The organism is Streptomyces sp. NPDC090045 (assembly GCF_044747975.1).
In the GTDB taxonomy this organism is placed as follows: Bacteria; Actinomycetota; Actinomycetes; order Streptomycetales; family Streptomycetaceae; genus Streptomyces.
In genome coordinates, this window is record NZ_JBIVFA010000004.1 from 537,484 (window position 1) to 564,483 (window position 27,000).

General features: G+C 73.0%; 20 protein-coding genes. 7 read left to right on the forward strand and 13 right to left on the reverse strand.

Going from position 1 to position 27,000, the window contains the following annotated elements; all coding sequences use genetic code 11:
• Positions 1 to 97: 97 nt before the first annotated feature.
• On the forward strand, positions 98 to 295 hold the full coding sequence (locus tag ACIPYQ_RS14750; RefSeq protein WP_361762715.1) for a hypothetical protein: 198 nt from the start codon (positions 98 to 100) through the stop codon (positions 293 to 295).
• Positions 296 to 455: 160 nt separating this feature from the next.
• Entirely contained in the window at positions 456 to 923 is a 468-nt protein-coding gene (locus ACIPYQ_RS14755) for a hypothetical protein (RefSeq protein WP_401250523.1), read from the forward strand.
• A 96-nt stretch (positions 924 to 1,019) separates the two neighbouring features.
• Here ACIPYQ_RS14755 and ACIPYQ_RS14760 read toward each other — a convergent pair whose 3' ends face one another.
• Entirely contained in the window at positions 1,020 to 1,859 is an 840-nt protein-coding gene (locus tag ACIPYQ_RS14760; protein WP_401250526.1) for a class II glutamine amidotransferase, read from the reverse strand.
• Positions 1,860 to 2,107: 248 nt separating this feature from the next.
• Between ACIPYQ_RS14760 and ACIPYQ_RS14765 the strand changes: the two genes are divergently transcribed.
• The 3 genes from ACIPYQ_RS14765 (at position 2,108) to ACIPYQ_RS14775 (ending at position 3,734) form a co-directional block, all read left to right on the forward strand.
• Positions 2,108 to 2,383: an isoamylase early set domain-containing protein gene (locus tag ACIPYQ_RS14765; RefSeq protein WP_401250529.1), complete on the forward strand. Its 276-nt coding sequence runs from the start codon at positions 2,108 to 2,110 to the stop codon at positions 2,381 to 2,383.
• A 58-nt stretch (positions 2,384 to 2,441) separates the two neighbouring features.
• A complete protein-coding gene (locus ACIPYQ_RS14770; RefSeq protein WP_401250532.1) occupies positions 2,442 to 3,068 on the forward strand; it encodes a glyoxalase in 627 nt (208 codons plus the stop codon).
• Positions 3,069 to 3,302: 234 nt separating this feature from the next.
• Positions 3,303 to 3,734: a GNAT family N-acetyltransferase gene (locus ACIPYQ_RS14775; RefSeq protein ID WP_401250535.1), complete on the forward strand. Its 432-nt coding sequence runs from the start codon at positions 3,303 to 3,305 to the stop codon at positions 3,732 to 3,734.
• Between the two features lie 19 nt (positions 3,735 to 3,753).
• Here ACIPYQ_RS14775 and ACIPYQ_RS14780 read toward each other — a convergent pair whose 3' ends face one another.
• The 6 genes from ACIPYQ_RS14780 to ACIPYQ_RS14805 form a co-directional block, all read right to left on the reverse strand.
• Positions 3,754 to 5,319, reverse strand: coding sequence for a serine/threonine protein kinase (locus ACIPYQ_RS14780; protein ID WP_401250537.1), 1,566 nt, complete (start codon positions 5,317 to 5,319; stop codon positions 3,754 to 3,756).
• Positions 5,320 to 5,452: 133 nt separating this feature from the next.
• Positions 5,453 to 7,297, reverse strand: coding sequence for an SIP domain-containing protein (locus ACIPYQ_RS14785; RefSeq protein ID WP_401250540.1), 1,845 nt, complete (start codon positions 7,295 to 7,297; stop codon positions 5,453 to 5,455).
• A gap of 178 nt (positions 7,298 to 7,475) precedes the next feature.
• Positions 7,476 to 8,522: an ABC transporter substrate-binding protein gene (locus ACIPYQ_RS14790; protein ID WP_401250543.1), complete on the reverse strand. Its 1,047-nt coding sequence runs from the start codon at positions 8,520 to 8,522 to the stop codon at positions 7,476 to 7,478.
• Positions 8,523 to 8,534: 12 nt separating this feature from the next.
• Complete coding sequence (locus ACIPYQ_RS14795) at positions 8,535 to 9,362, reverse strand: ABC transporter ATP-binding protein (RefSeq protein ID WP_401250545.1); 828 nt, start codon at positions 9,360 to 9,362, stop codon at positions 8,535 to 8,537.
• Positions 9,359 to 10,495 (reverse strand): FecCD family ABC transporter permease, encoded by a 1,137-nt coding sequence (locus ACIPYQ_RS14800; RefSeq protein WP_401250548.1) that lies wholly within the window; start codon positions 10,493 to 10,495, stop codon positions 9,359 to 9,361. Before ACIPYQ_RS14800 ends, ACIPYQ_RS14795 begins: the two co-directional genes overlap by 4 nt.
• Positions 10,496 to 10,500: 5 nt before the next feature.
• A complete protein-coding gene (locus ACIPYQ_RS14805) occupies positions 10,501 to 11,469 on the reverse strand; it encodes a FecCD family ABC transporter permease (RefSeq protein WP_401250551.1) in 969 nt (322 codons plus the stop codon).
• Between the two features lie 219 nt (positions 11,470 to 11,688).
• Between ACIPYQ_RS14805 and ACIPYQ_RS14810 the strand changes: the two genes are divergently transcribed.
• On the forward strand, positions 11,689 to 12,462 hold the full coding sequence (locus ACIPYQ_RS14810) for an AraC family transcriptional regulator (RefSeq protein ID WP_401250554.1): 774 nt from the start codon (positions 11,689 to 11,691) through the stop codon (positions 12,460 to 12,462).
• Positions 12,463 to 12,622: 160 nt separating this feature from the next.
• Complete coding sequence (locus ACIPYQ_RS14815) at positions 12,623 to 14,245, forward strand: sulfatase-like hydrolase/transferase (RefSeq protein ID WP_401250556.1); 1,623 nt, start codon at positions 12,623 to 12,625, stop codon at positions 14,243 to 14,245.
• A 107-nt stretch (positions 14,246 to 14,352) separates the two neighbouring features.
• Here the strand turns inward: ACIPYQ_RS14815 and ACIPYQ_RS14820 are convergent, their stop codons facing one another.
• The 6 genes from ACIPYQ_RS14820 to ACIPYQ_RS14845 form a co-directional block, all read right to left on the reverse strand.
• The gene (locus ACIPYQ_RS14820; protein ID WP_401250559.1) at positions 14,353 to 14,985 is read right to left on the reverse strand and encodes an isochorismatase family protein; all 633 of its coding nucleotides are present in this window, start codon (positions 14,983 to 14,985) and stop codon (positions 14,353 to 14,355) included.
• A gap of 12 nt (positions 14,986 to 14,997) precedes the next feature.
• Complete coding sequence (locus tag ACIPYQ_RS14825; RefSeq protein ID WP_401250562.1) at positions 14,998 to 16,695, reverse strand: (2,3-dihydroxybenzoyl)adenylate synthase; 1,698 nt, start codon at positions 16,693 to 16,695, stop codon at positions 14,998 to 15,000.
• A complete protein-coding gene (dhbC, locus tag ACIPYQ_RS14830) occupies positions 16,692 to 17,897 on the reverse strand; it encodes an isochorismate synthase DhbC (protein WP_401250565.1) in 1,206 nt (401 codons plus the stop codon). The genes ACIPYQ_RS14825 and dhbC overlap by 4 nt, the downstream gene beginning before the upstream one ends.
• A gap of 120 nt (positions 17,898 to 18,017) precedes the next feature.
• On the reverse strand, positions 18,018 to 18,848 hold the full coding sequence (locus tag ACIPYQ_RS14835; RefSeq protein ID WP_401250568.1) for a 2,3-dihydro-2,3-dihydroxybenzoate dehydrogenase: 831 nt from the start codon (positions 18,846 to 18,848) through the stop codon (positions 18,018 to 18,020).
• Between the two features lie 51 nt (positions 18,849 to 18,899).
• Positions 18,900 to 19,757, reverse strand: coding sequence for a siderophore-interacting protein (locus ACIPYQ_RS14840; RefSeq protein ID WP_401250570.1), 858 nt, complete (start codon positions 19,755 to 19,757; stop codon positions 18,900 to 18,902).
• An 84-nt stretch (positions 19,758 to 19,841) separates the two neighbouring features.
• Positions 19,842 to 26,999: an amino acid adenylation domain-containing protein gene (locus tag ACIPYQ_RS14845; RefSeq protein WP_401250887.1), complete on the reverse strand. Its 7,158-nt coding sequence runs from the start codon at positions 26,997 to 26,999 to the stop codon at positions 19,842 to 19,844.
• Position 27,000: the final 1 nt, after the last annotated feature.

The following is a 27,000-nucleotide window of genomic DNA, read 5'->3' on the forward strand; positions in this document are numbered from 1 at the left end:
GCGAGGACCGACGATGGGAGCGAAGGCCAGGAGCGGGCCGGGCACCGTCCCAGTCCCACCCCCGACGCCTTCGTTCCGAGAGGAGTGAAGTGCTCTCATGCGCTACGAATTCCGCGTCTCGGGCGTCGTGCCGGACACGCTCGCCGCGAACTTCCCCGAGCTCGCCCGGGTCCCCGTCCGGGAGCAGACCCTCCTGCACGGCAGCGTGGCCGACGAGGCCCACCTGTACGGTCTGCTCACGCGCTTCCAGTCCCTGGGCCTGCGGGTCCTCGAAATGCGCCAGCTGCCGGCCTGACGGCGCACGCGCTCCCCGGGGGAGCGAAGACCACCCGCTTCGGGTGATCACAACAACCCGTCCGCCGGACGACACTGCGATGTGGGCGCCGATGCCTGTGACCCGGCACAGCCGGAGCAGGACGGTCCGGCGCCGTACCGCCATCTGTGAGGTGAATTCCATGGGTCAGCCGACACCGACCGGGGGGAACTGGAACACCGGCCCTGCGCCGGGCAACGCGCCGCTGTTCCCCGGCAGCCAACACGATGGTGCGGGGAGCACGGGCACGCTGTTCGCCGCGGTCCTCCTCCTCGTGACCGGTTGCCTTGCGATCTTCCAGGGCATCGCGGCCATCGCCAATGACGACGTCTACGCGCGCATCGGCAGCTACGTCTTCGAATTCGACCTGACGGCATGGGGCTGGATCCATCTCGTCCTCGGCATCATCGTCGTGCTCACCGGAGTGGGCCTGATCGCCGGATCGAACGTGGCCCGGGGCGCGGGCATCGCGCTCGCCAGCCTCAGTGTGCTCTTCAACTTCATGTGGCTGCCGTACCAGCCCTGGTGGTCCATCATCATCATCGCGATCGACGTGTTCATCATCTGGGCGCTGTGCACGAGTTGGACGCACTCGACCGCGCCGGAGTGACACGCCGCAACGCGCCAACACGGCAAACACGGCACCTCAAGGGACGGCCCCGCCGCAGCGGCGGGGCCGTCCCGCGGCGCGCGGCCGGCCGACCGGTCACGGAGACTTCGGGTGGAACGGGAAGTAGTCCGTGTGCCGGCCGGAAGGGATCACCGAATAGCTGGCCTCCGGCAGCTCGTTCCAGACGCCGGGCAGGTCGCCCAGGGGTTCCGAGACCACGATCCGGGTCTCGTCGGAGACCTCGCGGAGGTAGTCCAGTTCCGGATAGAGATGGCGTACGGTGTCGGCCCTGCTGCTGTAGTACAGCGACCGGGACCGGCCCTGGCTGGAATACCTGAACGCCCACACCCGCTCGCCGTCGCTCACCGCGACCGTCATCTGCAGCGGATTCGGCACCCCGTGCTGCCTTCCGAGATCCTCGACCAGGCCCGCCATGCGGGCCACGGCGCCGGGGACGTCCTGGTCGAGGCCGAACGTGACTGCCAGGTAGAACATCACCTCGGAGTCCGTGGAGCCCTCGATGGAGGGGAAGAGCGCCGGGTCGACCGCCATGCAGAGGTCCCGTTGCAGCCGGTGGAAGTCCGTGACCGCGCCGTTGTGCATCCACAGCCAGCGACCGTGCCGGAACGGGTGGCAGTTGGTCTGCTGGATCGCCGAGCCCGTCGAGGCACGGACGTGCGCGAAGAACAGGCTGGAGCGCACGTGGGCGGCCAGCTCCCGCAGGTTGCGGTTGTTCCAGGCGGGGCCGATGTCACGGAAGACCGCAGGCGTGCCGTCGTCGTTCCCGCTGTACCAGCCGATGCCGAAACCGTCGCCGTTGGTCGACTCGACGCCCATCCGCGAGCGGAGGCTCTGGTTGATCAGCGAGTGTTCCGGCCGGTAGAGCACGGCATCGAGGAGCATCGGCGAACCCAGGTACGCGAGCCAGCGACACATGCCACATCTCCTTCTCGGCCTCCTCCGAGCCTAATGCCGCACGTGTCGCGGTTCGCGCCGGCGAACCGCCGACGGGGCGCGACGCGACCCGCACGGGCGCGGACCGGGCAGGAGCGTTCCGCACGCATCCGGCTACGGATGGTGGCGTAAGGGTGATGCCGGAGGGTCGGCGGCGGCGTCGGCATGCGAGCGGCAGCTCCAGTGCCCAGGATGGGTGGGATCCGCCCCCGTGCCCTTAGGAGCCCCTGATGCTGGAGCGCAAGCTGCGCAAGGACCGTACCCAGGTGACCTTCGTCCTCCCCGCGGACAGCCCGGCCGGGACGGTGAGTGTGGTGGGCGACTTCAACGATTGGCAGCCTGGGGTCCACACCCTGCGGCCGCGCAAGGACGGCAAGCGCGCGGTCACCGTCGAACTGCCCAACGAGAGCACGCACTGCTTCCGCTACCTGGCGGCCGGTGACTACTGGTTCAACGACGAGAGCGCGGGAGACCAGGAAGGCTCCAACAGCCGTCTGCACACCTGACCGGATCGGTCAGGAATCGAGAAGCACCGGCGGGGGAGCGGCGCCTAGCGTGACGGGTATGACTTCCCTCGCATCCGTCACCCTCGAGGTGGCCGACCCCACGGCCGCCGACCGCTTCTACACCGCCTTCGGTCTGGGCACGCAGGTGCGCCTGCGTGCCTCGGACGCGCCGACGACCGGCTTCCGCGGGTTCGCGCTCGCGCTCACCGTGGCCCGGCCGGCCGACGTCAACGCCTTCGTCGGCGCCGCCCTCGACGCCGGCGCGACGACGCTCAAGCCCGCCTCGAAGTCGTTCTGGGGCTACAGCGGCGTCGTACGGGCCCCGGACGGGACGATCCTGAAGATCGCGACTTCGGCGAAGAAGGACACCGGCCCGGCCACCCGGGAGATCGAACAGGTCGTCCTCCTGCTCGGAGCCGAGGACGTGGCCGAGAGCAGGAAGTTCTACGTCGGCCGGGGCCTCGTGGTGGCGAAGAGCTACGGCCGCAAGTACGTCGAGTTCGCCGCCGGGCAGGGCCCCGTCAAGCTGGCGCTGTACGGGCGCCGCGCCCTCGCCAAGGACGTCGGCGTCCCCGCCGACGGCACCGGATCGCACCGTCTCGTCCTCGGCGCCGGCGCCGGGGCCTTCACCGACCCGGACGGGTACGCCTGGGAGACCGTCGCCGCCCCGGCGGCCGCCGCCTGACCCGTCACCGACGCGGGTGACGGGTGGGCCCACCGGCCACGGGACCCGTTCCGTGGCCGGGCTCGCGCCACATCGTCCACCAGGGCCGAACCGATACCCGCTCCCCGGAGCGCGGAGGTCCTCCAGCGGTACCGGGCCGCCCCTGCCGGCCGTCGACGGACACGCCGGACGGATCACCCGCCGTCCTGCGGGAATTCGTTGGCCTGCGTACGGCCCGGCTGCTTGGATGCGGGCATGAACAGTGCCCTTCCGCCCGGTTATGAAATCTCCACCGCCCCCGAGCGCCTCGATCGCGCGCTGATACACCGGTGGCTGTCGCAGGACGCGTACTGGGCCCTCGGCCGGCCCCGGGAGAAGCAGGACCTGGCCATCGCCGAGTCCCTGAACTTCGGCCTCTACGACAGTGCGTCCGGTGCGCAGGCCGGCTACGCGCGGGTGGTCACCGACCAGAGCACCTTCGCCTGGCTCTGCGACGTCTACATCGATCCCGCCGTACGCGGCAAGGGCCTGGGCACGGCCCTGGTGAGCGCCGTCAAGGAGCACCTCGCCCCCTGCGGGCTGCGCCGCATCCTCCTGGCCACCGCAGACGCCCACGCGGTCTACGCCGAGGTGGGATTCGAACCGCTGGGAGAGCCGGAGAAGTGGATGGTGCTCGGCGAGCAGTGAGTGCCGGCGCCCCGTCCCACTACTCCTGTTCCCACACTTCGGCGAGGGCCTCCAGGTACCCGTCCTGGCCGTCGGCGATGTGGTTGACCTCCAGGACGAGCAGCATGCCGCCGGAGACGCGCACGCAGATCGTGTCGGAGACGCCCCAGTCGGCGTCCTCCACCAGGGTCCCGTAGTCGGAGGTCCACTCCTCCGCGAGGCAGTCGCCGTGCACGTCGGAATCCGCGTCCTTGAGCAGCAGGATGTCGTCCCCGGCGAGGTCCCCGTTCTCGTGCAGATTGACGTCGAAACCGTCCCCCGCCTTCGCGCTTTTGAAGTCGGAGGCGTCGATGCCGTGTCCGGTGGGCAGTCGGATCTCCGCTTCGTCCGCCATGGACCAGCCGTCGAACGGGTCGGTGGTCTCCGGGGCGGGTTCCTCGGACGTCGCGGCGCCGTTGTCGTCCTGGGACGCGTAGGACGGGTCGTCCGCATCCTTCCCGTGCTGAACCGCCGTGTACGCCAGGGCGCCGATCGCCGCGGCCACCACGACGGCCGCGGCGGCAAGGAAGGGTGCCTTCCGGATCCGCGCGCGGGCCGTGGACCCCGCCCCGGCCGCCCCGGCCGCCTCAGGCGGGGTCGAAGGGTCGGCGAGGGCCGCGGCCGACGGGTCCACCCGCGTGGGCTCGTACCCCGCGGGAGCGGCCGTCAGCGACGGGTCGGAGTCCGCCGCCAGGGCCGAGGAGGCGCGCGAGAGCAGGCTGTGCGCGACGGCGGGCGGCAGCCAGCCGGATCCGACCGGACTGGCTCCGTCCGCCCGGTCCGCCTCAGCCGTCCCGTCCGCCCCGGCCGAGAGCTCTGCGAGCAGGGCCTCCACGGAAGGCCGCTCCGCCGGGTCCTTGGCCAGGCAACGCCGTACGAGGTCCAGCACGACCCCGGACAGAGCCTCCAGCCGCGGCTCGGAATGCACGACCCGGTAGAGCAGCGCCGGAGTGGCGCCGTCCCCGAACGGGCTCTCGCCGCTGAGCGTGAAGGCCAGCACCGCCCCGAACGAGAACACGTCGGAGGCGGTGCCGACGGCAGCCCCGGAGGCCTGCTCCGGTGACATGAAGCCGGGAGACCCGACGGTCATCCCGGTCCGGGTCAGGGCGCTCGCCTCGGTGGCCCGCGAGATGCCGAAGTCGATCACCCGGGGCCCGTCGGGGCCCAGCAGCACGTTGGAGGGCTTTAGGTCACGGTGCACCAGCCCGGCGGCGTGCACGGCCGAGAGCGCCGCCGCCAGTCCGCGGGCCAGGGCGAGGGCCGAGGCCTCGGGGAAGGGACCGTGCTCGGCCACCGCCTCGGCGAGCGACATCCCGGGTACGAACACCGTGCTGAGCCACGGCGTCGGGTCGTCCACTCCGGCGGCGAGGACCTGCGCGGTGAACCTCCCGTCCACCGCCCGCGCGGCGGCGACCTCGCGGGCGAACCGCCGCCTGAACTCCGGATCCCGGGCCAGCTCCGGATGCACCACCTTCACGGCCACGCTCCGCCCGCCGGGCGTCCGCGCCAGGTAGACCCGCCCCATGCCGCCGCTGCCGAGCCGTGCCACGACGTGGTAGGGCCCCACCCGCGCGGGATCACCCGGTACCAATGCGTCCACTCGGCCCCCCGCGTCGCGCCCGAACCCGGCCGGATTCTAGTGGCGCGAACATGGTCATGTACGGCGTTTTCCGGACCTGGGCCGGACGGCCCCGGCCGGATCAGGCCGACGGGGTGAGGACCCACAGGCGGTGGTCCCAGCCGATGTCACGGCAGGCGCGGACCCCGAGGCCGGCGCGCTCCGCCAGGCCGGTCACGTCCGCCGCCGAGCGCAGCCCGGAGCCGAACGCCGCGGTGAGCCGCAGGTGGTGCAGGACCGCGTCGATGTCGTCCGGGTCGGCCGCCTCCACCTGCTCGACCAGCACCAGGGCGCCGTCGGCCGGCAGTGCGGCCGCCGCCTCGGAGAGGGTCAGCACCGCGTCCTCGTCCGGCAGCCACTCCAGCAGCCGGCACAGCAGCAGCGTCCCTGCACCGGAGGGCACCGGATGGGACTGCGCCACGAGTTCCACCCGGGGCAGCACCTCCGGATCGAGGATCTGCCCGCCGAGGACGCCCAGCACCGACGGCAGGGCGGCGAGCCGCACCTGCAGCCCGGGGAACTCCTTGACCAGCGCGTTGACGACGGTGCCGGCGCCGCTGCCCGACGCGCCGAGGACGTCCACCGCCGACCAGTCGAAGGCGGACACCACTCCGGAGGCCACCCACCGGGCCTCGTCCTCGATCGCGGTACGGGCCGAACCGCCCAGCCGCACATCGGTGCGCAGCGCCTCGGCCAAGGTCTCGCCGGACGCCGTCCGGCAGCCGTTCCCGCCCGAACGCAGCCGCTCGGCGAGGCCCGCCAGCGACAGGTCGAAGGCGGCCTGGGCGCCGCGCAGGTCGTACTCCTCCAACGAGTGGTCGTCCTCCACCAGTTCCTCGCCCACCGCGGTGAGCCGGTACCCGTCCTCCGCCACCGCGAACACCTCGATCTCCACGAGGTACTTCAGCAGCGCGCCCAGCGTGCGCGGCTCGGTCCCGCTGCGCCGGGCCAGCTCCGCAGGCTCCCGTACGCCCTGGTAGACGAGGTCGACCAGCCCCAGCGTGACGGCCACGCGGATCGCCAGCCCGGGGGCCAGGTCGGTCAGTTCGTGCAGCCGCCCGTGCGCGTCCTCGCCCTCCAGGACGTCCGGGTCGGCGGGCTCGGCGAGGCCCGGCGCGACCTCCGCACGCCGCCAGTAGCCGGTGATGTGGGTCTGCTCGCGCGGGACACCGCGGTCCACCGTCAGATGACGCCGGATGCCCTTGAGGGTGACGGCCTCCCCGGCCGCCCAGACGAAGACCGTGCCCGGCAGCCACTCCATGTCCCGTACCGCGCGCTCCAGCAGGTCGCTGCGGCCGGCCGGCACACCGTCCCGGACCAGCCAGGTGACCTCGGCGTCGGCCTTCGTCGGCAGCTCCTGGCGGTGGCCGTCCTCGCCGACCTCGACGAACACCCGGGCCCGGGTCCCCGCGGGCATCTCCGCAAGCCACCGGCCGATCGCCGGCAGGGCCGTCTCGTCGCCGAGCACCAACAGCCAGTCCGCGCCCTCGGGGTGACCGTGCGACATCTTCGGACCGGCGATCCAGGTCACCTGGCCCGGAGCCGCCTGCTGCGCCCAGGACGAGGCGATCCCGCCGTCGTGCCGGACGAAGTCGAAGTCGATCTCCCCGGCCACCTGGTCGAACCGCACCGGCGTGTAGTCCTTGGAGATCGGACGGCCGTCCGAGGGCCAGTCCAGGCTGCTCACGTTCTGCCGGGGCAGCACCGGCTCCCGGCCCTCCTCGGCGAAGAAGAACTTCACGTGGTCGTCGAACCCCTCGGTGCGCAGGGGCGGGAGGGACAGACCGGCGTGCTCGAAGGCGTGCAGCTGGGGCCCGCCGAGCGTCACCCGCCGCATCCCGGGCGTGACGTCCGAGACGCGCAACACCGTCAGCTCCCTGAGCACGATGGGGAAGGTGACGACCGAGCGGGGACTGCGGGTGGACATCCGACTGCTCCTTCACATCCGTCCGGTACATCCGGGTTGCGGCCACGCTACGTCGAGCCGTGCGCCCCGCATCCAACCCACGGGCCACGGCACTGGCACCCTGCGCACAACCGGGACGCGGACGGGCCCGCCTCCCGAGGGAGACGGGCCCGTCCGGGACACCGTGTGACGGCGGTCGTCACTGGCCGGCGGCGGCCTTCGCGAGGAGCGGAGTGAGCTGCTCGACCACCCACGGGGCGCTCAGCGGGTCCGGGTAGGCGATGGCCGAGGACAGGGAGTTGTCCGAGGGGATCACCGTGAAGTGCTTGGTCTTCACCGCGTTCAGCGACTGGAACAGCTTGTTGGACTCCAGCTCGGTCGCGCTGATCACGCCCCGGTCGCCGAAGGGGTAGGTGACGAGGAGGACGTCGGCGTCGAGCTGGTCGAGGTTCTCCAGGCTCACGGCGTTCTTGTCCGGCGCGTAGTTCTTCGCCTTGTCGGTCTTGGTGAAGCCGAGCTTCTCGAAGACGCCCGGGTCCTGGGCGGCGTAGGACATGAAGCTGATCTGCTCGGGGTGGACGACCGTGTAGGTGTACGTCTTGCCCTTGAACTCGGGGTGCGCGGCGGCGGCGTCGGCCGTGGCCTTCTCGTTCGCCGCGATCACCTCCTCCGCCTTGGCGCTCAGGCCGAGGGCCTTCGCGGCGGTCTTCAGCCGGTCCTGCCAGGTGAGGGTGTCGGCGTGGGCCTTGTCGGTGAAGGTGACCACCGGTGCGATCGGCTGGAGCTTGGCGTAGTCGGCGTCCATCTCCCAGGTGTTCATGCCGAGGATGACGTCGGGGGCCTCGGCGGCGATGGCCTCGTAGGCGGTTCCGTCGGCGTCGTCGTACGTCTTCAGCTTGCCGGCGCCCAGCTTGTCGATGGCCCGCTGCTTGTACTCGGGGATCTTGGCGCCGTCCTCGACGTCCGGGGTGATCACCGGGACGTTGCCGAGGGCCAGGGCGATGGCGGTGTCACCGTCGGAGACCGTCGCGACCTTCACCGGCTTCTTCTTGACCTGCGTCTTGCCCCACGCGTTGGCGAGCGAGACGGGGAAGCCGGCGGAGGCGTCGGCTTCGGCGGCGGGCTTGTCCTTCGCGGCCGTCGAGTCCTCGCCGCAGGCGGTGAGCAGGCCGAGGCAGGTGACGGCCGCGGCGACGGCGGCGAGGGCACGGGCCGGGCGGCGGCTCGTTCTGTTCAGGACGGACATGGTGTTGGGCTCCTATGCGGGGGTACGACGGCCCAGCGGGAAGATCTGCGGCCGCTGCGATCGGGGATGGGGGACGACGAGGCAGTCGAGGCCGAAGACCTCGGCCACGGTCCGCTCGGTGAGCACCTCTTCGGGGGTGCCCTGGCGCACGATCCGGCCGTCGCGCATGGCGACGATGGTCGAGGCGTACAGGGCTGCCTGGTTGAGGTCGTGGGACACCAGCACGATCGTCTTGCCGGCCTGTTCGTTGAGGTCGGCGAGGAGGTCCATGACCTCGATCTGATGGGCGATGTCCAAGTAGGTGGTCGGCTCGTCCAGGAGCAGCGTCGGGGTGTCCTGGGCGAGCGCGAGGGCGATCCACACGCGCTGGCGCTGGCCGCCGGAGAGCTGGTCGACCGGGCGGTCGATCAGCTCGGCCGTGCCGGTCGCCGTCAGGGCGTCCGCGATGACCTCGTCGTCGGCGGCGGTGCGCCGCTGCCCGAACCGGCGGTGCGGATGACGGCCGCGCCAGACGAGGTCGCCGACGGTGATGGACTCCGGGGCGATCGGCGACTGGGGCAGGATGCCGAGGCGCCGGGCCACTTCGCGGGTGGACAGGGCGTGGATCTCCCGGCCTTCGAGGAGGACCGAGCCGGCCGCGACGGGCAGCAGCCGGGCGACCGACTTGAGCAGGGTCGACTTGCCGCAGGCGTTCGGGCCGACGAGTGCGGTGATCCGGCCGGGCTCGATCCCGAGGGACAGCTCCTCGATGATCGGCTTGCGGTCGTAGCCGGCGCTGATGCCGCGGGCTTCGAGCCGGAAGCCGGCGTCCGGGGCGGCGAGTACGGGTCGTGCGCTCATGCGGTGGCTCCTTGCCTGCGCCGGAGGATCAGCCAGACGAAGTAGGGGGCGCCGAGCAGCGCCGTGAGGACGCCCGTCGGCACCGGGCTGATCAGGGGGGCGTGCTGGGCGAGGACATCGGCGCCGAGCACGATGACCGCGCCGATGGGGACGGCCAGGGCCACGGACCGGTCCGCGCCCACCAGCCGGACCGCGATCGGACCGCTGATCAGGGAGACGAAACCGATCGGGCCCGTCACGCTGGTGGCCAGAGCCGCGGCCCCCGCCCCGAGCAGCAGGGTCGCGGTCCGGGCGGCGGCCACCCGGGTGCCGAGTCCCTGGGCGAGCTGGTCGCCGAGGGCCATGCTCCCGAGGGAGCGGGACAGCAGCGCCGTGCAGATCCCGCACACGGCGAGCGCTCCCGCCAGCGTGGACACCCCTTCCCACGTGACGTCGTTGACGCTGCCGACCAGCCACCGCATCACCTGGGCGATGCCGTGCTGGCCGGCCACCGTGAACAGGTAGTTCACGTAGGCGGTGCACACTGAACCCAGGCCGATGCCCACGAGGACCAGGCGGTACGTGTCCACGCGCCCGCCGCGGCGGCTCAGCGCGAGCACCGTCGTCACGAGGAGGAAGGCCCCGCCGAGGGCGGCCACGGGAACCCCGAAGGGGACCGCCGGGGCGAACAGCAGCATCGTGGTGGCGCCCGCTCCCGCCCCGGCGGAGATCCCGATCATGTCGGGGGTGGCCAGCGGGTTGCGGACCAGCCGCTGGTACAGGGCCCCGGAGAGGCCGAAGAGGGCTCCGGCGAGCAGGGCCGCCAGAGCGCGCGGCATCCGGATGCGGAAGATCACGTAGTCGGCGAGGCCGGTGCGCATGCCGAAGGCCGCGGGCAGGATGTCGGCCGCCGGGATCCGCTTCACGCCCCCGAGCAGCACCGAGGCGACGACCAGGCCGAGCAGGGCCAGGACGAGCACGCAGGCGACGGTGGCGGCACGGCGGCCCTTGGCCCGGTGGGCGCGGCGCAGCCGGAGCACCGTGGCGGCCCTCAGCTCGGCGGCGGTGTCCCCGGAACCGCCCCGGGGCGGAGGGAGGGGCGCGGCGCCGGGAGGCTGCTCGACGCGGCTGCGCTCCTGGTGTGTTCTCGGCATTCCACTCACATCCGGACCAGGTCGCGGCGGCGCGCGAGCCACACGAAGAAGGGGGTGCCGACCAGGGCGGTCATCACCGACACCTGGATCTCGCCGTGGTCGATCACCAGCCGTCCCGCGGTGTCGGCGCCGACGAGCAGGACGGCTCCGCACACCATGGAGAGGGGGAGGGACCAGCGGTGGTCCGCGCCCACGAGCATCCGGGCGCAGTGCGCGGCGACCAGCCCGACGAAGGCCACCGGCCCCACGGCCGCGGTGGCGGCGGCGCACAGCAGGACCGCCACGGCCGCGCTCGCGAGCCGGGCCCGCTCCACCCGGATGCCGAGGCCGCGGGCGGTCTCGTCGCCGAGGCTCAGCAGGTTCAGGGTGCGGCCCAGCGGCAGTGCCAGCAGCAGCCCCACGATCGCGAACGGGGTGATCTGGCCCAGGAACTGGCCCCGGCCGGTGAGCTGGCCCACCGACCAGAAGCGCAGGTGGGCGTAGACGGCCTCGTCGCGCACGACGAGCAGGGTGATGAGCGAGGACATCACCGCGGCGACGGCGACGCCCGCGAGGACGAGACCGATGGTGCTGCTGCCCGCGTTGGTGCGGGTCCCGATCAGGTAGACGAGGACGGCGGTCACCGCCGAACCGGTCAGTGCCATCCAGAAGTAGCCCTGCACACTGGACACTTCGAGGAAGAGGATGCCGAGTACGACGAACATCGCCGCACCCTGCTGCACGCCCAGGATGCCCGGTTCGGACAGCGGGTTCATCGTCAGCGCCTGCATGATGAGCCCGGACGCGCCCAGTGCGGCGCCGACCGCGAGGCCGAGGAAGGTGCGGGGTATCCGCTCCGTCCACAGGACGTCGCTGTTGTAGCCCTCCGCGCCCGGGTGGAGCACGATCCGGACCACTTCGAGCGGTGAGATGTCACGGGCGCCGAGGCCGATGCTCGCGATGGTCACGGCGGCCAGGATCAGGCCGGCGAGCACCACGATCACCGTTGCGCGCGAGGAACGGGGCCTCGGAAGTGGTGGGGCCGGCGGCGGCGCCGGCGAAGCCGATTGCTTCATGGGTGTTGGGGTGCTCCTCACCTGCTCAAGCTCGAAGTTAGGCTAGCCTTACCAAAGCGGGGTCCGGTCCAATGCCGGAGGCGAACCGCTCACAATCAGAGGTCAAGAACACGGCCTCTGCGGTACGGGGAGGATGTTGTGGCCGAGACGGGACTGCGCAGCGTGCGCGAGGAGGAGATCCGGGCGGACTCCGTGCTCGCGACCGACGACGATTTCATCGCCGAGGGCGGACACCCCCTGCACGTACACGAGTTCCACCAGTTCCTGCACGTGCCGGTCGGCCGGATCGTGGTCACCGCCCTCGGCCGGGACTACGAACTCTCCGCCTCGCTGGCCCTGTGGATCCCGGCCGGCATCGCGCACAGCGCACGGTTCGGGGCCGACTCCGTCATCGCCGTCGAGTCCTTCGACGCGGATCTGTTCGAACTGCCGTACCGGGACGTCACGACGATCAACATCACCGGCGCCCAGCGCCGCCTGGTCCTCGGCCGGATGCGCAGCACCGTGGCCGAGGCCGACGACCCCCGGGTCTTCGCCGCGCTGTCCGCCGGGCACCGCAACTGCCTGCCCCTGCCCCAGCCCACCAGCCACACCGCGGGCGCCGTGGCACGGGAGCTGGCCCGGACCCCGAGCGACCCGCGCACGGCCACGGAGTGGGCGGAGAACCTCTACACGAGTTCGACCAGCCTGCGCCGGGCCTTCCGCGCCGAGACGGGCATGGCCTTCTCCGAATGGCGCACCCGGCTCCGGCTCAACCACTCCCTGAGCCTGCTGGAACAGGGCCAGTTGGTCAGCGCGGTCGCCGCCCGGGTGGGGTTCGTCAGCACCAACGGCTACATCCTGGCCTTCCGCCGCCACTTCGGGCAGACGCCGGGCGCGTACGTGAAGAACTCGCTGGACCGCTCCGCCTAGGGCCCTTCGCCGGGATCACCCGGACGGCCGAGGCCGGCCGCGTCCTCGCATGCTTCATGTGGCCGCAGATCTAGATTCAGCCCGAACGCACCGCCGGGTGCCCGTGCCCTCTTGCGTCACACGCGGGCCGGGCCTGGATCACCTCGAAGGACTGAGGGCCATGACACGCCGTCCGAACATCCTGATGATCGTCACCGACGAGGAACGCGCGGTGCTTCCCCGTCCGCAGGGCTTCTCGCTGCCCGCCCGGGAGCGGATCGCCGAGCGGGGCACCACCTTCGAGCGGTACTACACCGCCTCGGCCATGTGCAGCTCCGCCCGGTCCGTCATCTACACCGGCCAGCACCTGCCGCTCACCGAGATCTACGACAACGACAACATGCCGTACATCCGCCCGCTCGACCCGCGACTGGGCACCCTCGGCACGATGCTCCGCGAGGCCGGCTACTACTGCACCTACCAGGGCAAGTGGCACCTCTCCAACGCCTACGTCACCCCCCAGAACCCCGGCCCCACCACGAACGCGCTGGAGCCCTACGGGTTCAGCGAGTTCAACGACTGGGGCGACATCGACGGCGGTGCCTGGGCCGGGCTCAAGCTCGACCCGGTGATCGCCGGCCAGGCCGTGCGCTGGCTGCGCAACCGGGCCCCGGTCGTGGAAGCCGACCAGCCCTGGTTCATGGCGGTCAACTTCGTCAACCCGCACGACATCATGAGCTTCGACTACGGCGGCTCGTCTCAGGTGCAACTCCCGTTCGGCCTCGCCCACGCCGTCGTGGCCAAGGCGGCCGCCAACGTTCCGGTCTACCAGCGCCGGTGGGACCTCGACCTGCCCGCCAGCCTTCACGACGACCTGTCCGGGGCGGCACCGGCCGTGGCCGAGTTCGCACGGATGCTCGACACCATCTTCGGCCCCGTCGCCGACGACCGGCACTGGCACGACGGCCTGAACTTCTACCTCAACGCCGTCCGCGACGTGGACCGCAGCATCGACCTCGTCCTCGACGCCCTGGAGGCCTCCGGGCAGGCCGACCACACCGTCGTGGTCTTCACCTCCGACCACGGGGAGATGGCCGGCTCGCACGGCCTGCGCCAGAAGGGCGCCCTCGTCTACGACGAGAACTTCCACGTCCCGTTCATCCTCAGCCACCCCGACTTCCCCCACGGAGCGCGCATCGAGGCCCTCGCCTCGGCCGTCGACATCGCCCCGACCCTGCTCGAGTTCGCCGGCGTCGGCCCGGCCGAGGCCGCCACCCGCTACCCCGCACTCAAGGGCCGTTCGATGACCCCCGCCCTGAACGGCGGCACCATCCGTGACGGCGTCCTCACCGCCGTCGAGTCGGTCACGGCCCTGGACGCCTCCTTCTGGTTCGAGTTCGCCGACCCCGAAGCACCCGGGCGGATCCAGTCCGGCGACCTCCGCCCGGACTGGAGCAAGCGCGGGTTCCTGCGCGGCTACACCGACAGCCGCTACACCTTCGGCCGCTACTTCTCCCCGCTCAACCCCAATCGGCCCACCGGCCCCGAGGACCTGTACGCCCAGAACGACGTGGTCCTCTACGACCGCTCCGAGGACCCGCACGAGACGCGCAACCTCGCCGCCGACCCGGCCCACCGCGACCTCGTCGCGCGCTACAACACCCTGCTCGAAGACCTCATCAGCGCCGAGATCGGCGCCGACACCCACGCATGGGTCACCGAACGCCCCCGCCTCCTGGGCTGGCCCACCTGGCACGGCGACACCGACCAGCCGGTGGCCGCCGCCGCCCCGTCCGGGCGCTGAGCCGAAGTCCCGTCGTCCGGTGGCTCCGGAAGGGGCGGCCTGGACGGCAGCCGCGGACGGCCGCCGTCCAGGCCGTCCGCGGCTGCAAGAGCGACGCGGCGCCGGTCTCACAGTTGTGCGCACACCCGGTCGGCCGTGGTGACCACGGCGCAGCGGCCGGCGGCCCACTCCAGGGCCATCCGGTGCTCGCGGGCGGAGAAGTCGGCCACGGCGTCCGCGACGACGAAGGCCTGGACGTCCTGCATCCAGGCGTCGCACGCCGTCATCAGCACGCCGATGTGCGCGTACACGCCGGTGATCACGAGCTGGTCCCGGCCCGTCGCGCGCAGCCGCTCGGCGAGGTCGGTCCGTACGAAGGCGCTGTACTTCCACTTGGTGAGCACCGTGTCGCCCGGGCCGGGCGCGACGGCCGCGGGTATCGCGGCCGCCTCCGGGTCGGCGGGCAGGCCGGGTCCCCAGAAGTCCTGCTGGAGGCCGCGCTCGGCCGGGGTCTGGCCGCCGGGCTGCGCGGTGTAGAGGACGGGTACGCCGGCCCGGCCCGCCTCCTTCTTCAGGCGCGCGACCTGCTGGAGCATGCCGGTGACGGGCTGTGCGTCCGTGTCGAAGGCGGACAGGAAGTAGTTCTGCAGATCGTGGACGAGCAGGACCGCGCGGTCCGGGTCCACCGTCCAGTCGACGCGGTTGGCCGGCAGCTCGTCGGCGGTCGGCAGCGGGTAGGGGGCGATGGCGGGCAGGGCCATGGGTTCTTCCGTTCAGTGCTGGTGGGGAGGGGCGGGGACGGCGGCGGGTGCGGCGGGCCGGGGGAGCGGCCCGACGGCCGCCGTGCGCAGGTCCCGTTTCGAGACCTTGCCGACGCCGGTCTTCGGGAAGGCGGAGACGAACTCCACCCGGTCGGGCACCTTGTACGCGGCCAGGCCGCGTTCCCGTACGAACTTCTTCACCTCGGCGGGGCGCGGCGCTTCGGCGCCCTCGCGCAGGATCACGTAGGCACAGGTGCGCTCGCCGAGGTAGGGGTCCGGTTCCCCGACCACGTTGGCGTCGTGGACGGCGGGATGCGCCAGGATGTGGTTCTCCACCTCCTCGGCGGCGATCTTCTCGCCTCCCCGGTTGATCTGGTCCTTGGCGCGTCCCTCGACGACCAGGTGTCCGGTGGGAGTCGTCCGGACGATGTCCCCGGTCCGGTAGAAGCCGTCCGCGGTGAACGACCGGGCGTTGTGCTCGGGTGCGTTCCAGTACCCGCGGATCGTGTACGGGCCGCGGGTGAGCAGATGACCGGGCTCGCCCTCGGGCACCTCACGGTCCTCGTCGTCGACGATCCGGATCTCGTCGTCGGGGGAGATGGGCCGGCCCTGCGTCGTGACGACGGTCTCCTCGGGATCGTCGAGGCGGGTGTAGTTCACCAGCCCCTCCGCCATCCCGAAGACCTGCTGCAGCGTGCAGCCCAGCCGCGGCCGGACCCGCCGGGCGGCCTCCTCGCTGAACTTCGCACCGCCCACCAACAGGACATCCAGGCTGCTCAGGTCCCGGTCGGTGTGCGCGGCGGCGTCGGTCCACAGCAGGGCCAGCGGCGGCACGAGACCGGTGATCGTCACGCCCTCGGACTCGATCAGGGGGAAGGCCACGTCGGGCGCCGGCTGCGGACACAGCACCACCCGGCCTCCCGCGTACAGGGCGCCGAGCGAACCGGGCGAGGACAGCGGGAAGTTGTGGGCGGCGGGCAGGGCCACCAGGTAGACCGAGTCCGCGTCCACGCCGCAGATCTCGTTCGAGCCCCGGAGCGAGTAGATGTAGTCGTCGTGGGTGCGCGGGATCAGTTTGGGCACGCCCGTGCTGCCGCCGGAGAGCTGGAGGAAGGCGAGGTCGTGCGGGGCGGGCCCGTCACCGAGCCCTCCGTCCGGCACGTCGACCGGCACGTCGGCGAGCGCGGTGAACTCGCCCGGATCGCCGTGCGCGACGAACACCTCGCGCAGGCCCGGGACTTCGGCGCGGACTTCTGCGGCGAGTTCGCGGTGGTCGTGGCCGCCGTGCACCGCGGGGATCACGTAGGCGGCCGCCCCGGTGAAGGAGCAGAAGTAGGAGATCTCGGTGCGCCGGTGGGCCGGGAGGGCGAAGACGGGCAGGGCGCCGATCCGGAACAGCGCGAAGACGACCTCGAAGAACTCGGCCGTGTTCGGGAGCTGGACGACCACCCTGTCGCCTGGGCCGATGCCGCGGGCTACGAGGCCGGCGGCCATCCGGTCGGCCCGCGCGTCGAGTTCGGCGTAGGTCCAGGTGCGGCGGCCGCCGTCGGCCCCGCCGGCCGGATCCACGAGGGCGGTCCGGTCGGGATGGGCCGCGGCCCGCTCCCGCAGCACCGAGCCGAAGGTCTCGCCCCTCCACCAGCCGGCCGCCCGGTAGCGCTCGGCGAACTCGGCCGGCCAGGGGTGCCAGGCGGGCGCGGAGCCGGTCACAGCCGGGCTCCGACGGCCTCGAGGAAGGTACGGAACTTCGCGGCGGTCTCGGCGGTTTCGGCGTCGGGCTCGGACGCGGAGACGATCCCCGCCCCGGCGTACAGGCGCAGCCGGTTCTCCTCGGCCTCGGCGCAGCGGATGGTGACGACCCACTCGCCGTCGCCGGTGGCGTCCTCCCAGCCGATCATCCCGGTGAAGAAGCCGCGGTCGAAGGGTTCGGTCTCGCCGATCACCCGGCGGGCCACGTCGGTGGGGCTGCCGCAGACGGCCGGGGTCGGATGCAGGCTGGAGGCGATCTCCAGGGCCGACACGTCGGGCCGTGCGAGCACTCCGGTCACGGTGGTGGACAGGTGCCACATGGTCGCCGTACGGAGCAGGGTGGGCCGCTCCGGGACGTCGAGGGAGACGCAGTACGGGGCCATGGCCTGGTGCACAGCGTCGACGACGACGGCGTGTTCGTGCTGGTCCTTGGCGGACTGGAGCAGGGCGGCGGCCCGGCGGACGTCCTCGGCGAGGTCCGCGCTGCGCGGGGTCGATCCGGCCAGCGGGTTGGACATGAGCCGGTCGCCCCGGCGGGACACCAGCAGCTCGGGGCTGGCGCCGAGCAGGTTGCGGCCGGGCCCGGTGGGGAGCGCGAAGGTGTAGCCGGAGGGGTCCCTGCGGGCGAGCCGCTGGAGCATGGCGGGGATGTCCAGCGGTCTGTCGGAGGAGAGTTCGAGCGTCCGGGCCAGCACGACCTTGCTGAACTCGCCCTTCCACATCCGGTCCACGGCCGAGGCCACGCCCTTGGCGTAGACGTCGGGTTCGGGGACGGAGGCGATGGCCCAGTCGGTAGGCGCGAGCCCGGCCGAGGGCAGGGCGATCAGCGGGTCCGAGGCGAGCGGCGGACCGCTGCGCAGCGATTCGGGGACGACCAGGGCGGCGGGGGCGTCCGGGGCGAAGGGGATCGCGCCGATCACCATCGGCCAGGGGTGCCCGGCCCGCCGGGCCTCGGCCAGGGCCTTGGCGACGCGCTCCGGGAGGGGTTCGGCGGAGTGCGCGACCTCCTGGCGGATGCCCTGGGCCAGCAGCGTCCGGGTGGGGGTCGCGAGGAAGTGCGAGCCCGTCTGGTAGGCGTCGAGCAGGACGGTGGCGGCGCCTACGGAGGGGTGCACCGGATCGGCCGGTGCGGGGGGCGTGGCGACTTGGTGGACCGTCGGCACGGTGACTCCTCTTCAGGGGTGGGGGCAGGGGCGGGCAGGCGGGGGCGGCCGGACGGTGCCCGGCTGCGGGTGGCGCGTGGCGCGCGTACGGAGTGAGGGGAGGGCGGGGGCCGGCGCAGGTCAGCGCAGCGTGGCCCCGCCGTCCACGTAGAGGTCCTGCATGGTGATGTGGCGGGCCTGGTCCGAGGCCAGGAAGACGACGGCGTCCGCGATGTCCCGCGGGTCGGCGATCCTGCCCAGGGGAATCCCGGTCCGGTAGCTTTCGAGGTCCCCGTCCAGCACCCGGCCGGGCGCCTCGGGGCCGTTCCAGAGCCCCCATTGCATGGGGGTGTCCGTGGAGCCCGGTGCCACGATGTTGCAGCGCACGCCGCTGCGGGCGTACTCCAGGCCCAGGCACTTGGTGAACATGACGGCCGCGGCCTTCGAGGCGGCGTACGCGGACATGCCGGTGCGCGGGATGCCGGCGGCGTTCGAGGCGACGGTGACCACGCTGCCGGAGCCGCGGGCCGCCATGCCGGGGACCACGGCGCGGGAGGTGAAGAAGACGCCCTGGACGTTGACGGCGAAGGTGGCCGCCCAGTCCTCGTCGGTGAGCTCGGCGACCGGGCCCGACCGCAGGATCCCGGCCACGTTCACCAGGATGTCGACCGGCCCGAGCTCCCGGCCGATCCGTGCGACGGTCCGGTCGACGGCCGCGGGGTCGGTGACGTCGAGCCCGTAGGCGCGGACGGCGCCCGAGCCCGCGAGGTGTTCGGCGGCCGGCCGCTGTCCGGATCCGGCCGGGTCAAGCTCCGCGGCCAGTGCGGTGACGGCCGGCACCGACACGTCGGTGGCGGCGACGGTGGCGCCGAGGCGGTACAGCGCACGGACCACGGCCTCTCCGATGCCCTGGCCCGCGCCGGTGACCAGCGCGACTCTGCCGGCGAAGCCGGACGCATGGTGGTCGGACACGCTTCCCCCTTTCCCTTAGGTAAGCCTAACCTAATTAAATCCTGAACGGGGTTACCCGGCAGGCACGTTGTCCTCGTCGTCCTCGTCCTGCGGTTCGTGGTGGTCGAGGTTGACGACGCCGCGCTTCCAGAAGCCGTCCACGTCCGTGTAGTCCCGGTTCAGGCGCAGTTCCCGGTGCAGGTAACGGCGGACCGGCTTGAGCTCCCCGGCCTCGCCCGCGACCCACACGAAGGGCAGGCCCGGCAGGAACTCCACGCCCCGGACCGCCTTCTCCAGGAAGTCGCCCTCGCCGTGCGCCAGCCCGCCGCGGTGCAGCCAGACGATCTCGGCGTCCGCCCGGGTCGGGATCTCCTCCTCCTCGCCCGCGTCGTCGACGAGGAGGAAGACCTTCACCGGGACTCCCTCCGGCAGGTCCTCCAGCATCCGCGCGATGGCCGGCAGGGCCGTCTCGTCACCCGCGAACAGGTACCAGTCGAACTCCCACGGCACCACGATCGAACCGCGCGGACCGGCCACCCCCAGCCGCATCCCCGGCTCCGCACGCTCCGCCCAGCGCGCGGCCACGCCGCGGCCGTGCAGCACGAAGTCCAGGTCCAGCTCGCCGGCCACGGGGTCGAAGCGGCGGGTGGTGTAGTCGCGGGAGACCGGGAACGGCGCCCGGGTCGGGAAATCCAGTCCGTCGCCGTCGTCCGCCACCCGCGGCAGTACGGGCAGTTCGGCGCCCGGCTCGGGGAAGAACACCTTGACGTGATCGGCGGGGGAGCGGTCGACGAAGCCTTCGAGCTCCGGCCCGCCGAGGGTGACGCGGACCATCCGCGGCGTCACCCGGCGCACGCGCAGCACCTCCAGGATGCGGACGGTGATGTCGTGGTAGACGACGTCGATGCGGGGCCCGGGGGCGGTGGTCATGATGGCGGTCTCTCTTCCGTGAAGGGGCGGGGTGTGTGGGTGGGGGCGCCGGAGCGCCCCCACCCACCCCCGGGGAGGGGTCGGTCAGGCCCGGGCGGCCGGCGTGGCGGACTGCAGGGCACGGGCCAGCAGCGGGCCGATCTCCGCCATGACGCCGGGGGACATCAGCTCGTCGTGCGAGCAGTCCAGGACGTGCTCCTCGATCCGGCCGTCCAGGTACGCGGGCCAGACCAGCCCCGGTGCCTCGTCCGCCGGCGTGGACCGGGACGCGGTGAAGAACAGCACGTCACCGCGGTAGCGGCGGGTGCGGCTCCGCGACAGCAGCCGGACGCAGTGCACGTTCGTGTCGACGATCGCCCCCAGCAGCGCCTCGTCGAAGCCGGCCAGCAGGCCCTGGCTGTCGCGGATGGCGCCGACCGCCTCCGCCCGGTCCACCGGAGCACCGTCCGCCGGCCCGTTCAGCCCGGCCACCGACAGGAGGAAGCCGCTCTCCTCGCGCTCCAGCCGCTCGCGCCAGTCCGGGGCGTCGATGTACGACCAGTCCTCGATCTCCGGCGGATACGCGTCCAGCAGGCCCAGGAAGGCGACCTCCTCGCCGCGCTCCTGCAGCAGCGCCGCCAGCGTCTGGGCCACGGTCCCGCCGAAGGAGTAGCCGACGAAGTGGTACGGGCCCTGCGGCTGCACCGTACGGATCTCCGCGAGGTAGAGCTCCGCCAGGGCGGCGACGTCGTCCACCTCGGGCTGCGCGCCCGCCAGTCCGGGCGACTGGAGCCCGTACACCGGCCGGTCGGGGCCCAGGTGGCTCAGCAGACCCGTGTACTGCCAGGCGAAGCCCGACGCCGGGTGGAAGCAGAACAGCGGCGCCGCCGTGCCCCGTTCGCGCAGCGGCATCAGCACCCGCAGCGCGTCCCGGCGGGCGTCCGACCCGATCCGGGCGGCGAGGTCGGCCACCGTCGGCGCCGTCATCACCGTCGCGACCTGGAGCGGCGTGCCGAGCTCCTCGCGGATCCGGCCGACCAGCCGCATCGCCAGCAGCGAATGGCCGCCGAGCTCGAAGAAGTTGTCCTCGGCCCCGACCCGCTCCAGCCCCAGCACGTCCGCGAAGATGCCGCACAGCAGCTCCTCGCGGGCGTCCTTCGGGGCCCGGCCGCCGCCCGCGTCCCCGAAGTCGGGCCGGGGCAGCGCGGCACGGTCCACCTTGCCGTTCACCGTCAGCGGCAGCGCCGACAGCTCCACGAACGCCGACGGGACCATGTACTCCGGCAGCGCGGCGGACAACCGGGCCCGCAGGGCGGCCGGTTCGGGCACGTCCGAGGCCGATGCCACCGTGTAGGCCACCAGCCGCTTCACACCGGTCGGCCCGGTGTGGACGACCACGGCCGCCGCCGCGATCCCGGGTTCGGCCGCGACGACCGACTCGATCTCGCCCAGCTCGATGCGGAACCCGCGGATCTTGACCTGGTCGTCCGCACGCCCGAGGTAGTCGATCTGCGCGTCCCCGCGCCAGCGCACCAGGTCGCCCGTCCGGTACATCAGCGTGCCCGGCGCGCCGAACGGGTCCGCGACGAAACGCTCCGCGGTCAGCGCCGGCCGCCCGAAGTAGCCGCGGGCCAGGCCCGCCCCCGCGAGGTACAGCTCGCCGGCCACACCCGCCGGGACCGGCCGCAGCGCGCTGTCGAGCACGTAGGCCCGGGTGTTGAAGATCGGCCGGCCGACGCAGGAGCTGATGCTGTCGTCCACGTCGGCGCCCAGCGCGTTGATCGTGTACTCGGTCGGGCCGTACAGGTTGTAGCCCATCGTGCCCTCGGTCCGCTTCAGCAGCTCCCAGAGGCCGTCCGGCACCGCCTCGCCGCCCAGCAGGAACAGCGCGGGCCGGTGCCGGTCCGCGTCGAGCAGGCCCGCCTCGACCAACTGGAGCCCGTAGGAGGGCGTCACGTTCACGACGTCGATGCCCACGCGGTCGTAGTGCGCGGTCAGGGCCGCCGGATCCAGGCGCAGCCGCTCGCCGATGACGTGCACCTCGTGCCCGTCCACCAGCCAGAAGAACTCCTCCCACGACATGTCGAAGGCGAAGGACACGGTGTGTGCCACCCTCATTCGGCGCCCGCCCGCCAGGGCCACCGCCGGCGCGAAGATCCGCTCCCGGTGGTTGAGGAGCATGTTCGTCAGGCCCGAGTAGGGGACCACCACGCCCTTGGGCCGGCCCGTGGATCCGGACGTGTAGATGATGTACGCCGGGTGCCGGCCGTCCCGTGCACCCGTCAGCTCCGACTCCGCCAGCGGACCGTCGGCCCGCGCGGCCAGTTCGGCCCGGACCGCCGGATCGTCCAGCAGCAGCGCCGGCACCCCCTCCACCACCGGTACCCGGTCCGTCACCGGAGCCGTCGTGACCAGGCACAGCGGACCGGCGTCCGCCACCATCGCGCCGAGCCGGTCCACCGGGTGGTCCAGGTCCAGCGGCAGATAGGCCGCGCCCGTCTTCAGTACGGCGAACAGCGCGACCACGAAGTCCGCCGACCGGGGCAGCCCCAGGGCCACCACGGCCTCCGGCCCCGCGCCCCGCGCCACCAGGGCACGGGCCAGCCGGTTGGCGCGGGCGTCGAGCTCGGCGTAGCTGAGCCGCTGGTCCTCGAAGACCAGCGCGGTCTTCCCGGGCGTCCGGGCGGCCTGCTCGGCGAACAGGTCGATCACCGTGGTGTCCGGGACCGGGTGGCCCATGTCGTCGCCCGTGGCGAGCAGGTGCGCCCGCTCCCCGGCGGCCAGGGTGGCCAGCCGGCCCACCGGGACCGCCCCGCCGTCGGCGAGCTGCTCCACCAGCAGCGCGAGCCGGCCCGCCAGGTTCCGGGCGGTCGCCTCGTCGTAGAGGTCGGGCCGGTAGCCCAGGCTCAGCTCCAGGGCCGGGCCGGGGGTGACGGCGAGGGTCAGCGGGTAGTGGGTGCCGTCGACGCTGTGCGTCCAGCCGATGGCGTGGGCCGCCACCGCCTCCTCGCGGGCGGCGTCGTTCAGGGGCGTGTTGCGGAACACGTACAGCGTGTCGAAGAGCTGCCCGAGGCCGGTCAGCCGCTGGATCGGGCCGAGCCCCACGTAGTGGTGCGGGAGCAGCGCCGCGTGCTCGCCCTGGACCCGCACCATCAGGTCGCGCAACGGCTCGTCGGGGCGCAGGGTGACCCGGAACGGCAGCGTGTTCATGAACATGCCGATCATCTGGTCGACCCCGGCGAGGTCCGCGGGACGGCCGGAGACCGTGGCGCCGAACACCACGTCGTCACGGCCGGTCATCCCGGCCAGCGTCATCGCCCACGCCGTGCTGAGCACGGTGTTGAGGGTGATCCCGCAGCCGCGCGCGAAGGCCCGCAGCCGGTCGCTGGTCTCCTCGCCCAGGGACAGGTCCACGACCTCCGCGGTCACCGGCCGGCAGGCCGGGTCGGCCCGGGCCACGAGGGTGGCCTGGTCCAGCCCCGAGAGGTGGGACCGCCACGCCCGCTCGGCCGCCTCCCGGTCCACGGCGGACAGCCAGCGCAGGTAGTCCCGGTAGGGGGTGACGGGCGGCAGGGTGTCGTCGGCGGCGCCGCCGCGCCCGTACAGGGCGAACAGCTCCTCGAAGAACAGCGACTCCGACCAGCCGTCGGTGAGGATGTGGTGCTGCGTCACGCACAGCATCCAGCGCTCCGCCGAGAAGCGGATCAGGGCGACGCGCAGCAGCGGCGGGGCCGCGAGGTCGAAGCGGGTCGCCGCGTCGGCGAGCGAGAACTCCCGCAGCGCCTCGTCCTGCGCCGCCCGGTCGAGGTGGCTGAGGTCGATCTCCCGCCAGGGCAGCTCCCACGCGCCCGGCACCACCTGCACCGGGCCCGCCAGGCCCTCGTGCCAGAAACCGGACCGCAGGTTCGGGTGGCGGCGCAGCAGGGTGTCGAAGGCCGAGCGCAGGGCGGGCCCGTCGACCGCGTGCAGCAGCTCGACGAAGTTCTGCATCAGGTAGACGTCGAGGGCCCGGTCGTCGTAGACGGCGTGGAAGTACAGGCCCTCCTGCAGCGGTGCGAGCGGCAGCACCTCCTCCCGGTCCGGGAAGACCGCGGCCAGCGCGGACTCCTGGCCGGCGTCGAGGGTGAGGAGCGGTCCGGCCGAGGCCAGGTACCCGCCGTCCTGGTCCACGGCGTTGCCGGCCGCGGCGGCCATCCGCTCCACCGTCCGCTGCTCGAAGACGTCGCGCGGGGTGAGGACGAGGCCCGCCTTGCGCGCCCGGGTCACCAGCTGGATGGAGACGATGCTGTCACCGCCCAGCGCGAAGAAGTCGTCGTCGATCCCGGCCGTGGCGAGCCCCAGCACCTCGGCGAAGACGGCGCACAGCGCCTCCTCGCGGGCGTCGCGCGGCGGCCGTGAGGACGCTGCCGCGCCGAACTCGGGCGCCGGCAGCGCGGCCCGGTCCAGCTTGCCGCTCACGTTCGTCGGCAGCGACTCCAGGACCACCACCGCCGCCGGGACCATGTGGTCGGGCAGGGACGAGGCCAACCGCTCCCGGACCCGCGCCCCGTCGGCGGAGCCGGTGACGTAGGCGATCAGCCGCTTGACCCCGGGGGTGTCCTCGCGGACCACCACGGCGGCGGAACCGACCCCGGGCAGGGCCGCGAGCGCCGACTCCACCTCGCCGAGCTCGATCCGGAAGCCGCGGATCTTGACCTGGTCGTCGGCGCGGCCGAGGAACTCCAGCTGCCCGTCGGCCCGCAGCCGTACGAGGTCGCCCGTACGGTACATCCGCGAGCCCGGCGGACCGTACGGGTCGGCGACGAACCGCTCGGCCGTAAGCGAGAACCGGCCCAGGTACCCGCGGGCCAGGCCGTGGCCGGCCAGGTACAGCTCACCGGTGGTGCCGGCCGGCGCCGGCCGCAGCGCGGAGTCCAGCACCCGGGCGCAGGTGTTGCCGATGGGCCGGCCCACGATCGGGGTGGCCGAGTCGGCGAGATCGGCGCCGAGGGCGTCCACCGTGTACTCGGTGGGCCCGTACAGGTTCACCGACATCACCCCGGGCGCCTCCCGGACCTCGGTCCACAGCGCCTCGGGAACGGCCTCGCCGCCGAGCAGCAGCAGGCCGGGCCGGTGGTGCGAGCGGCTCAGCAGCCCCTGCTCCAGCAGCGCGCCCGCGTAGGTGGGCGTCACGTCCATGGCGTCGATCCGGTGCTCGCGGACGTACCGAGTGGTGAACTCGGCGTCGCGGCGGCCGATTTCGTCCAGGACGTGCAGCTCGTGCCCCGAGACCAGCCAGAACAGCTGCTCCCAGGAGGTGTCGAAGCTGAAGGAGGCGGTGTGCAGGGCGCGCAGCCGCCGCCCGCCGGCGGCCGCGACGGCCGGGGCGAACACGTCCGCGATGTGGTTGGCGTACAGGTTCGACAGGCCGCCGTGGGTCAGTACGACGCCCTTGGGGCGGCCCGTGGAGCCGGAGGTGTAGATCACGTAGGCCGGGTGGCCGGGCTCCGTGGCCGGGGCCCGGAAACCGCCCCCGTGCCCGGCGGGTTCGCAGGTCGTCGCCGGTGCGTCCAGGACGATTCGCGCGGGTCCGCCGGCCGCCTCCGCGGGCAGCAGCGCGAGCGCCGCCTCCGTGGTCAGCACGCACACCGGTCTCGCGTCGTCGAGCATCAGGGCGATCCGGTCGGCCGGGTAGTCCAGGTCCAGGGGCAGGTACGCGGCCCCCGTCCGCAGGGCTGCCAGGATGGCCACGACCGACTCGGCCGAGCGCGGTACGGCCAGCGCCACGACCGACTCGGGACCGGCGCCGCGGGCGGCCAGGAGCCCGGCCAGCCGGTCCGCCCGCTCGTCGAGCTCCGCGAAGGTCAGCCGGTCGGCGCCGCAGACCACGGCGCAGGCGTCCGGGGTCGCCGCGGCCTGCGCGGCGAACCGCTCGGCGACCGTGGCACCGGCCACGTCGCGCACAGCGCCCCGCCCCGCGGTACGCAGCTCCGCGCGCTCGGCGGAGGTCAGCAGCTCCAGCGTCCCCACCGCGGTGCCCGGGTCGCCCGCGACCTGGTCCAGCAGGGCGACGAGCCGCTCCGCGATCCGGGCGACGGTCCGCGCGTCGAAGAGGTCCGGCCGGTACTCCAGGGCCAGTTCGGCCCGCTCGTCCAGGGACACGGACAGGGTGAGCGGATAGTGGGTGCCGTCCCGGGCCTCGACGCCCGTCACCCGGACCCCGTCGGACAGGGCCGGGCGGGCGGACGGGTCCACCGGGTAGTTCTCGATGACGACGAGGGTGTCGAACAGCTCGCCGCCGCCCGCCTGCTTCTGGATCAGGCGCAGGCCCAGGTGGTGGTGGGCCAGCAGGGCGTTCTGCTCGTCCCGGAACCGTCCCAGCAGCTCGGCGACGCTCTCCCATGGCCGCGCGTCGAGGCGGACCGGGACGGTGGTGATGAACAGCCCGACCATCGACTCGACACCGGGTATCTCCTCGGGCCGGCCGGCCACCGTCAGCCCGAAGACCACGTCCCGGCGGCCCGTCAGAGCGCCGAGCAGCAGCCCCCAGGCCGCCTGGACCACGGTGCTGGGCGTGGTGGCCAGCGCCCGCGCGGAGGCCGTCAGGCGGGCGGTGGCCTCCCGCGACAGCTCCACCCGGTGCACGCCCGGCCGCACGGCCGTGCGGGACGGGTCGGCCGGGGCCACCAGCACGGCCTCGTCCAGCCCGGCGAGCGCGGTGCGCCAGGCGCCCTCGGCGGCCGGCACGTCCTGCGCCTTCAGCCACTTGAGGTAGTCGCGGTAGGGGCGTACGGGAGCCTGCGCCGAGGCGTCGCCGTCGCTCTCGTAGAGCGCGAGGAGGTCCCCGACGAGCAGCGGCATCGACCAGCCGTCGACCAGGATGTGGTGCACGGTGACCACCAGCAGGTGGTCGCCGGGACTGCGGCGCACCAGCAGCAGCCGCAGCAGCGGCGGCCGGTGCAGCTCGAACCGGCGGTCCAGCTCGGCCCGTTCCACGCGCCGCACCGCGGCCTCGGACGGGTCGGCGGACACGTCCGCCCGGCCGAGCGCGAAGGTCACCTCGGCCGGTACGAACTGCACCGGCTGCGGCACCCCCTCGTGCCAGAAACCGGCCCGCAGGTTGGGGTGGCGGCGCAGCAGGGCCGCGCCCGCCCGCTCCAGCCGGTCCGCGTCGACGGGCCCGGACAGCGACACGGAGACCTGCACCGTGTACACGTCCGGCGCGCTCGCGTCGTAGACCGAGTGGAACAGCATGCCCTGCTGCAGGGGGGACAGCGGAAGCATG

Coding starts and splice junctions, on each gene's coding strand:
- ACIPYQ_RS14750 (WP_361762715.1), top strand. CDS start 98: ATGCGCTACGAATTCCGCGTCTCGGGCGTCGTGCCGGACACGCTCGCC.
- ACIPYQ_RS14840 (WP_401250570.1), bottom strand. CDS start 19,757: ATGACCACCGCCCCCGGGCCCCGCATCGACGTCGTCTACCACGACATC.
- ACIPYQ_RS14765 (WP_401250529.1), top strand. CDS start 2,108: ATGCTGGAGCGCAAGCTGCGCAAGGACCGTACCCAGGTGACCTTCGTC.
- ACIPYQ_RS14800 (WP_401250548.1), bottom strand. CDS start 10,495: ATGCCGAGAACACACCAGGAGCGCAGCCGCGTCGAGCAGCCTCCCGGC.
- ACIPYQ_RS14785 (WP_401250540.1), bottom strand. CDS start 7,297: ATGTCCACCCGCAGTCCCCGCTCGGTCGTCACCTTCCCCATCGTGCTC.
- ACIPYQ_RS14790 (WP_401250543.1), bottom strand. CDS start 8,522: ATGTCCGTCCTGAACAGAACGAGCCGCCGCCCGGCCCGTGCCCTCGCC.
- ACIPYQ_RS14775 (WP_401250535.1), top strand. CDS start 3,303: ATGAACAGTGCCCTTCCGCCCGGTTATGAAATCTCCACCGCCCCCGAG.
- ACIPYQ_RS14755 (WP_401250523.1), top strand. CDS start 456: ATGGGTCAGCCGACACCGACCGGGGGGAACTGGAACACCGGCCCTGCG.
- ACIPYQ_RS14845 (WP_401250887.1), bottom strand. CDS start 26,999: ATGCTTCCGCTGTCCCCCCTGCAGCAGGGCATGCTGTTCCACTCGGTC.
- ACIPYQ_RS14770 (WP_401250532.1), top strand. CDS start 2,442: ATGACTTCCCTCGCATCCGTCACCCTCGAGGTGGCCGACCCCACGGCC.
- ACIPYQ_RS14795 (WP_401250545.1), bottom strand. CDS start 9,362: ATGAGCGCACGACCCGTACTCGCCGCCCCGGACGCCGGCTTCCGGCTC.
- ACIPYQ_RS14760 (WP_401250526.1), bottom strand. CDS start 1,859: ATGTGTCGCTGGCTCGCGTACCTGGGTTCGCCGATGCTCCTCGATGCC.
- ACIPYQ_RS14820 (WP_401250559.1), bottom strand. CDS start 14,985: ATGGCCCTGCCCGCCATCGCCCCCTACCCGCTGCCGACCGCCGACGAG.
- ACIPYQ_RS14815 (WP_401250556.1), top strand. CDS start 12,623: ATGACACGCCGTCCGAACATCCTGATGATCGTCACCGACGAGGAACGC.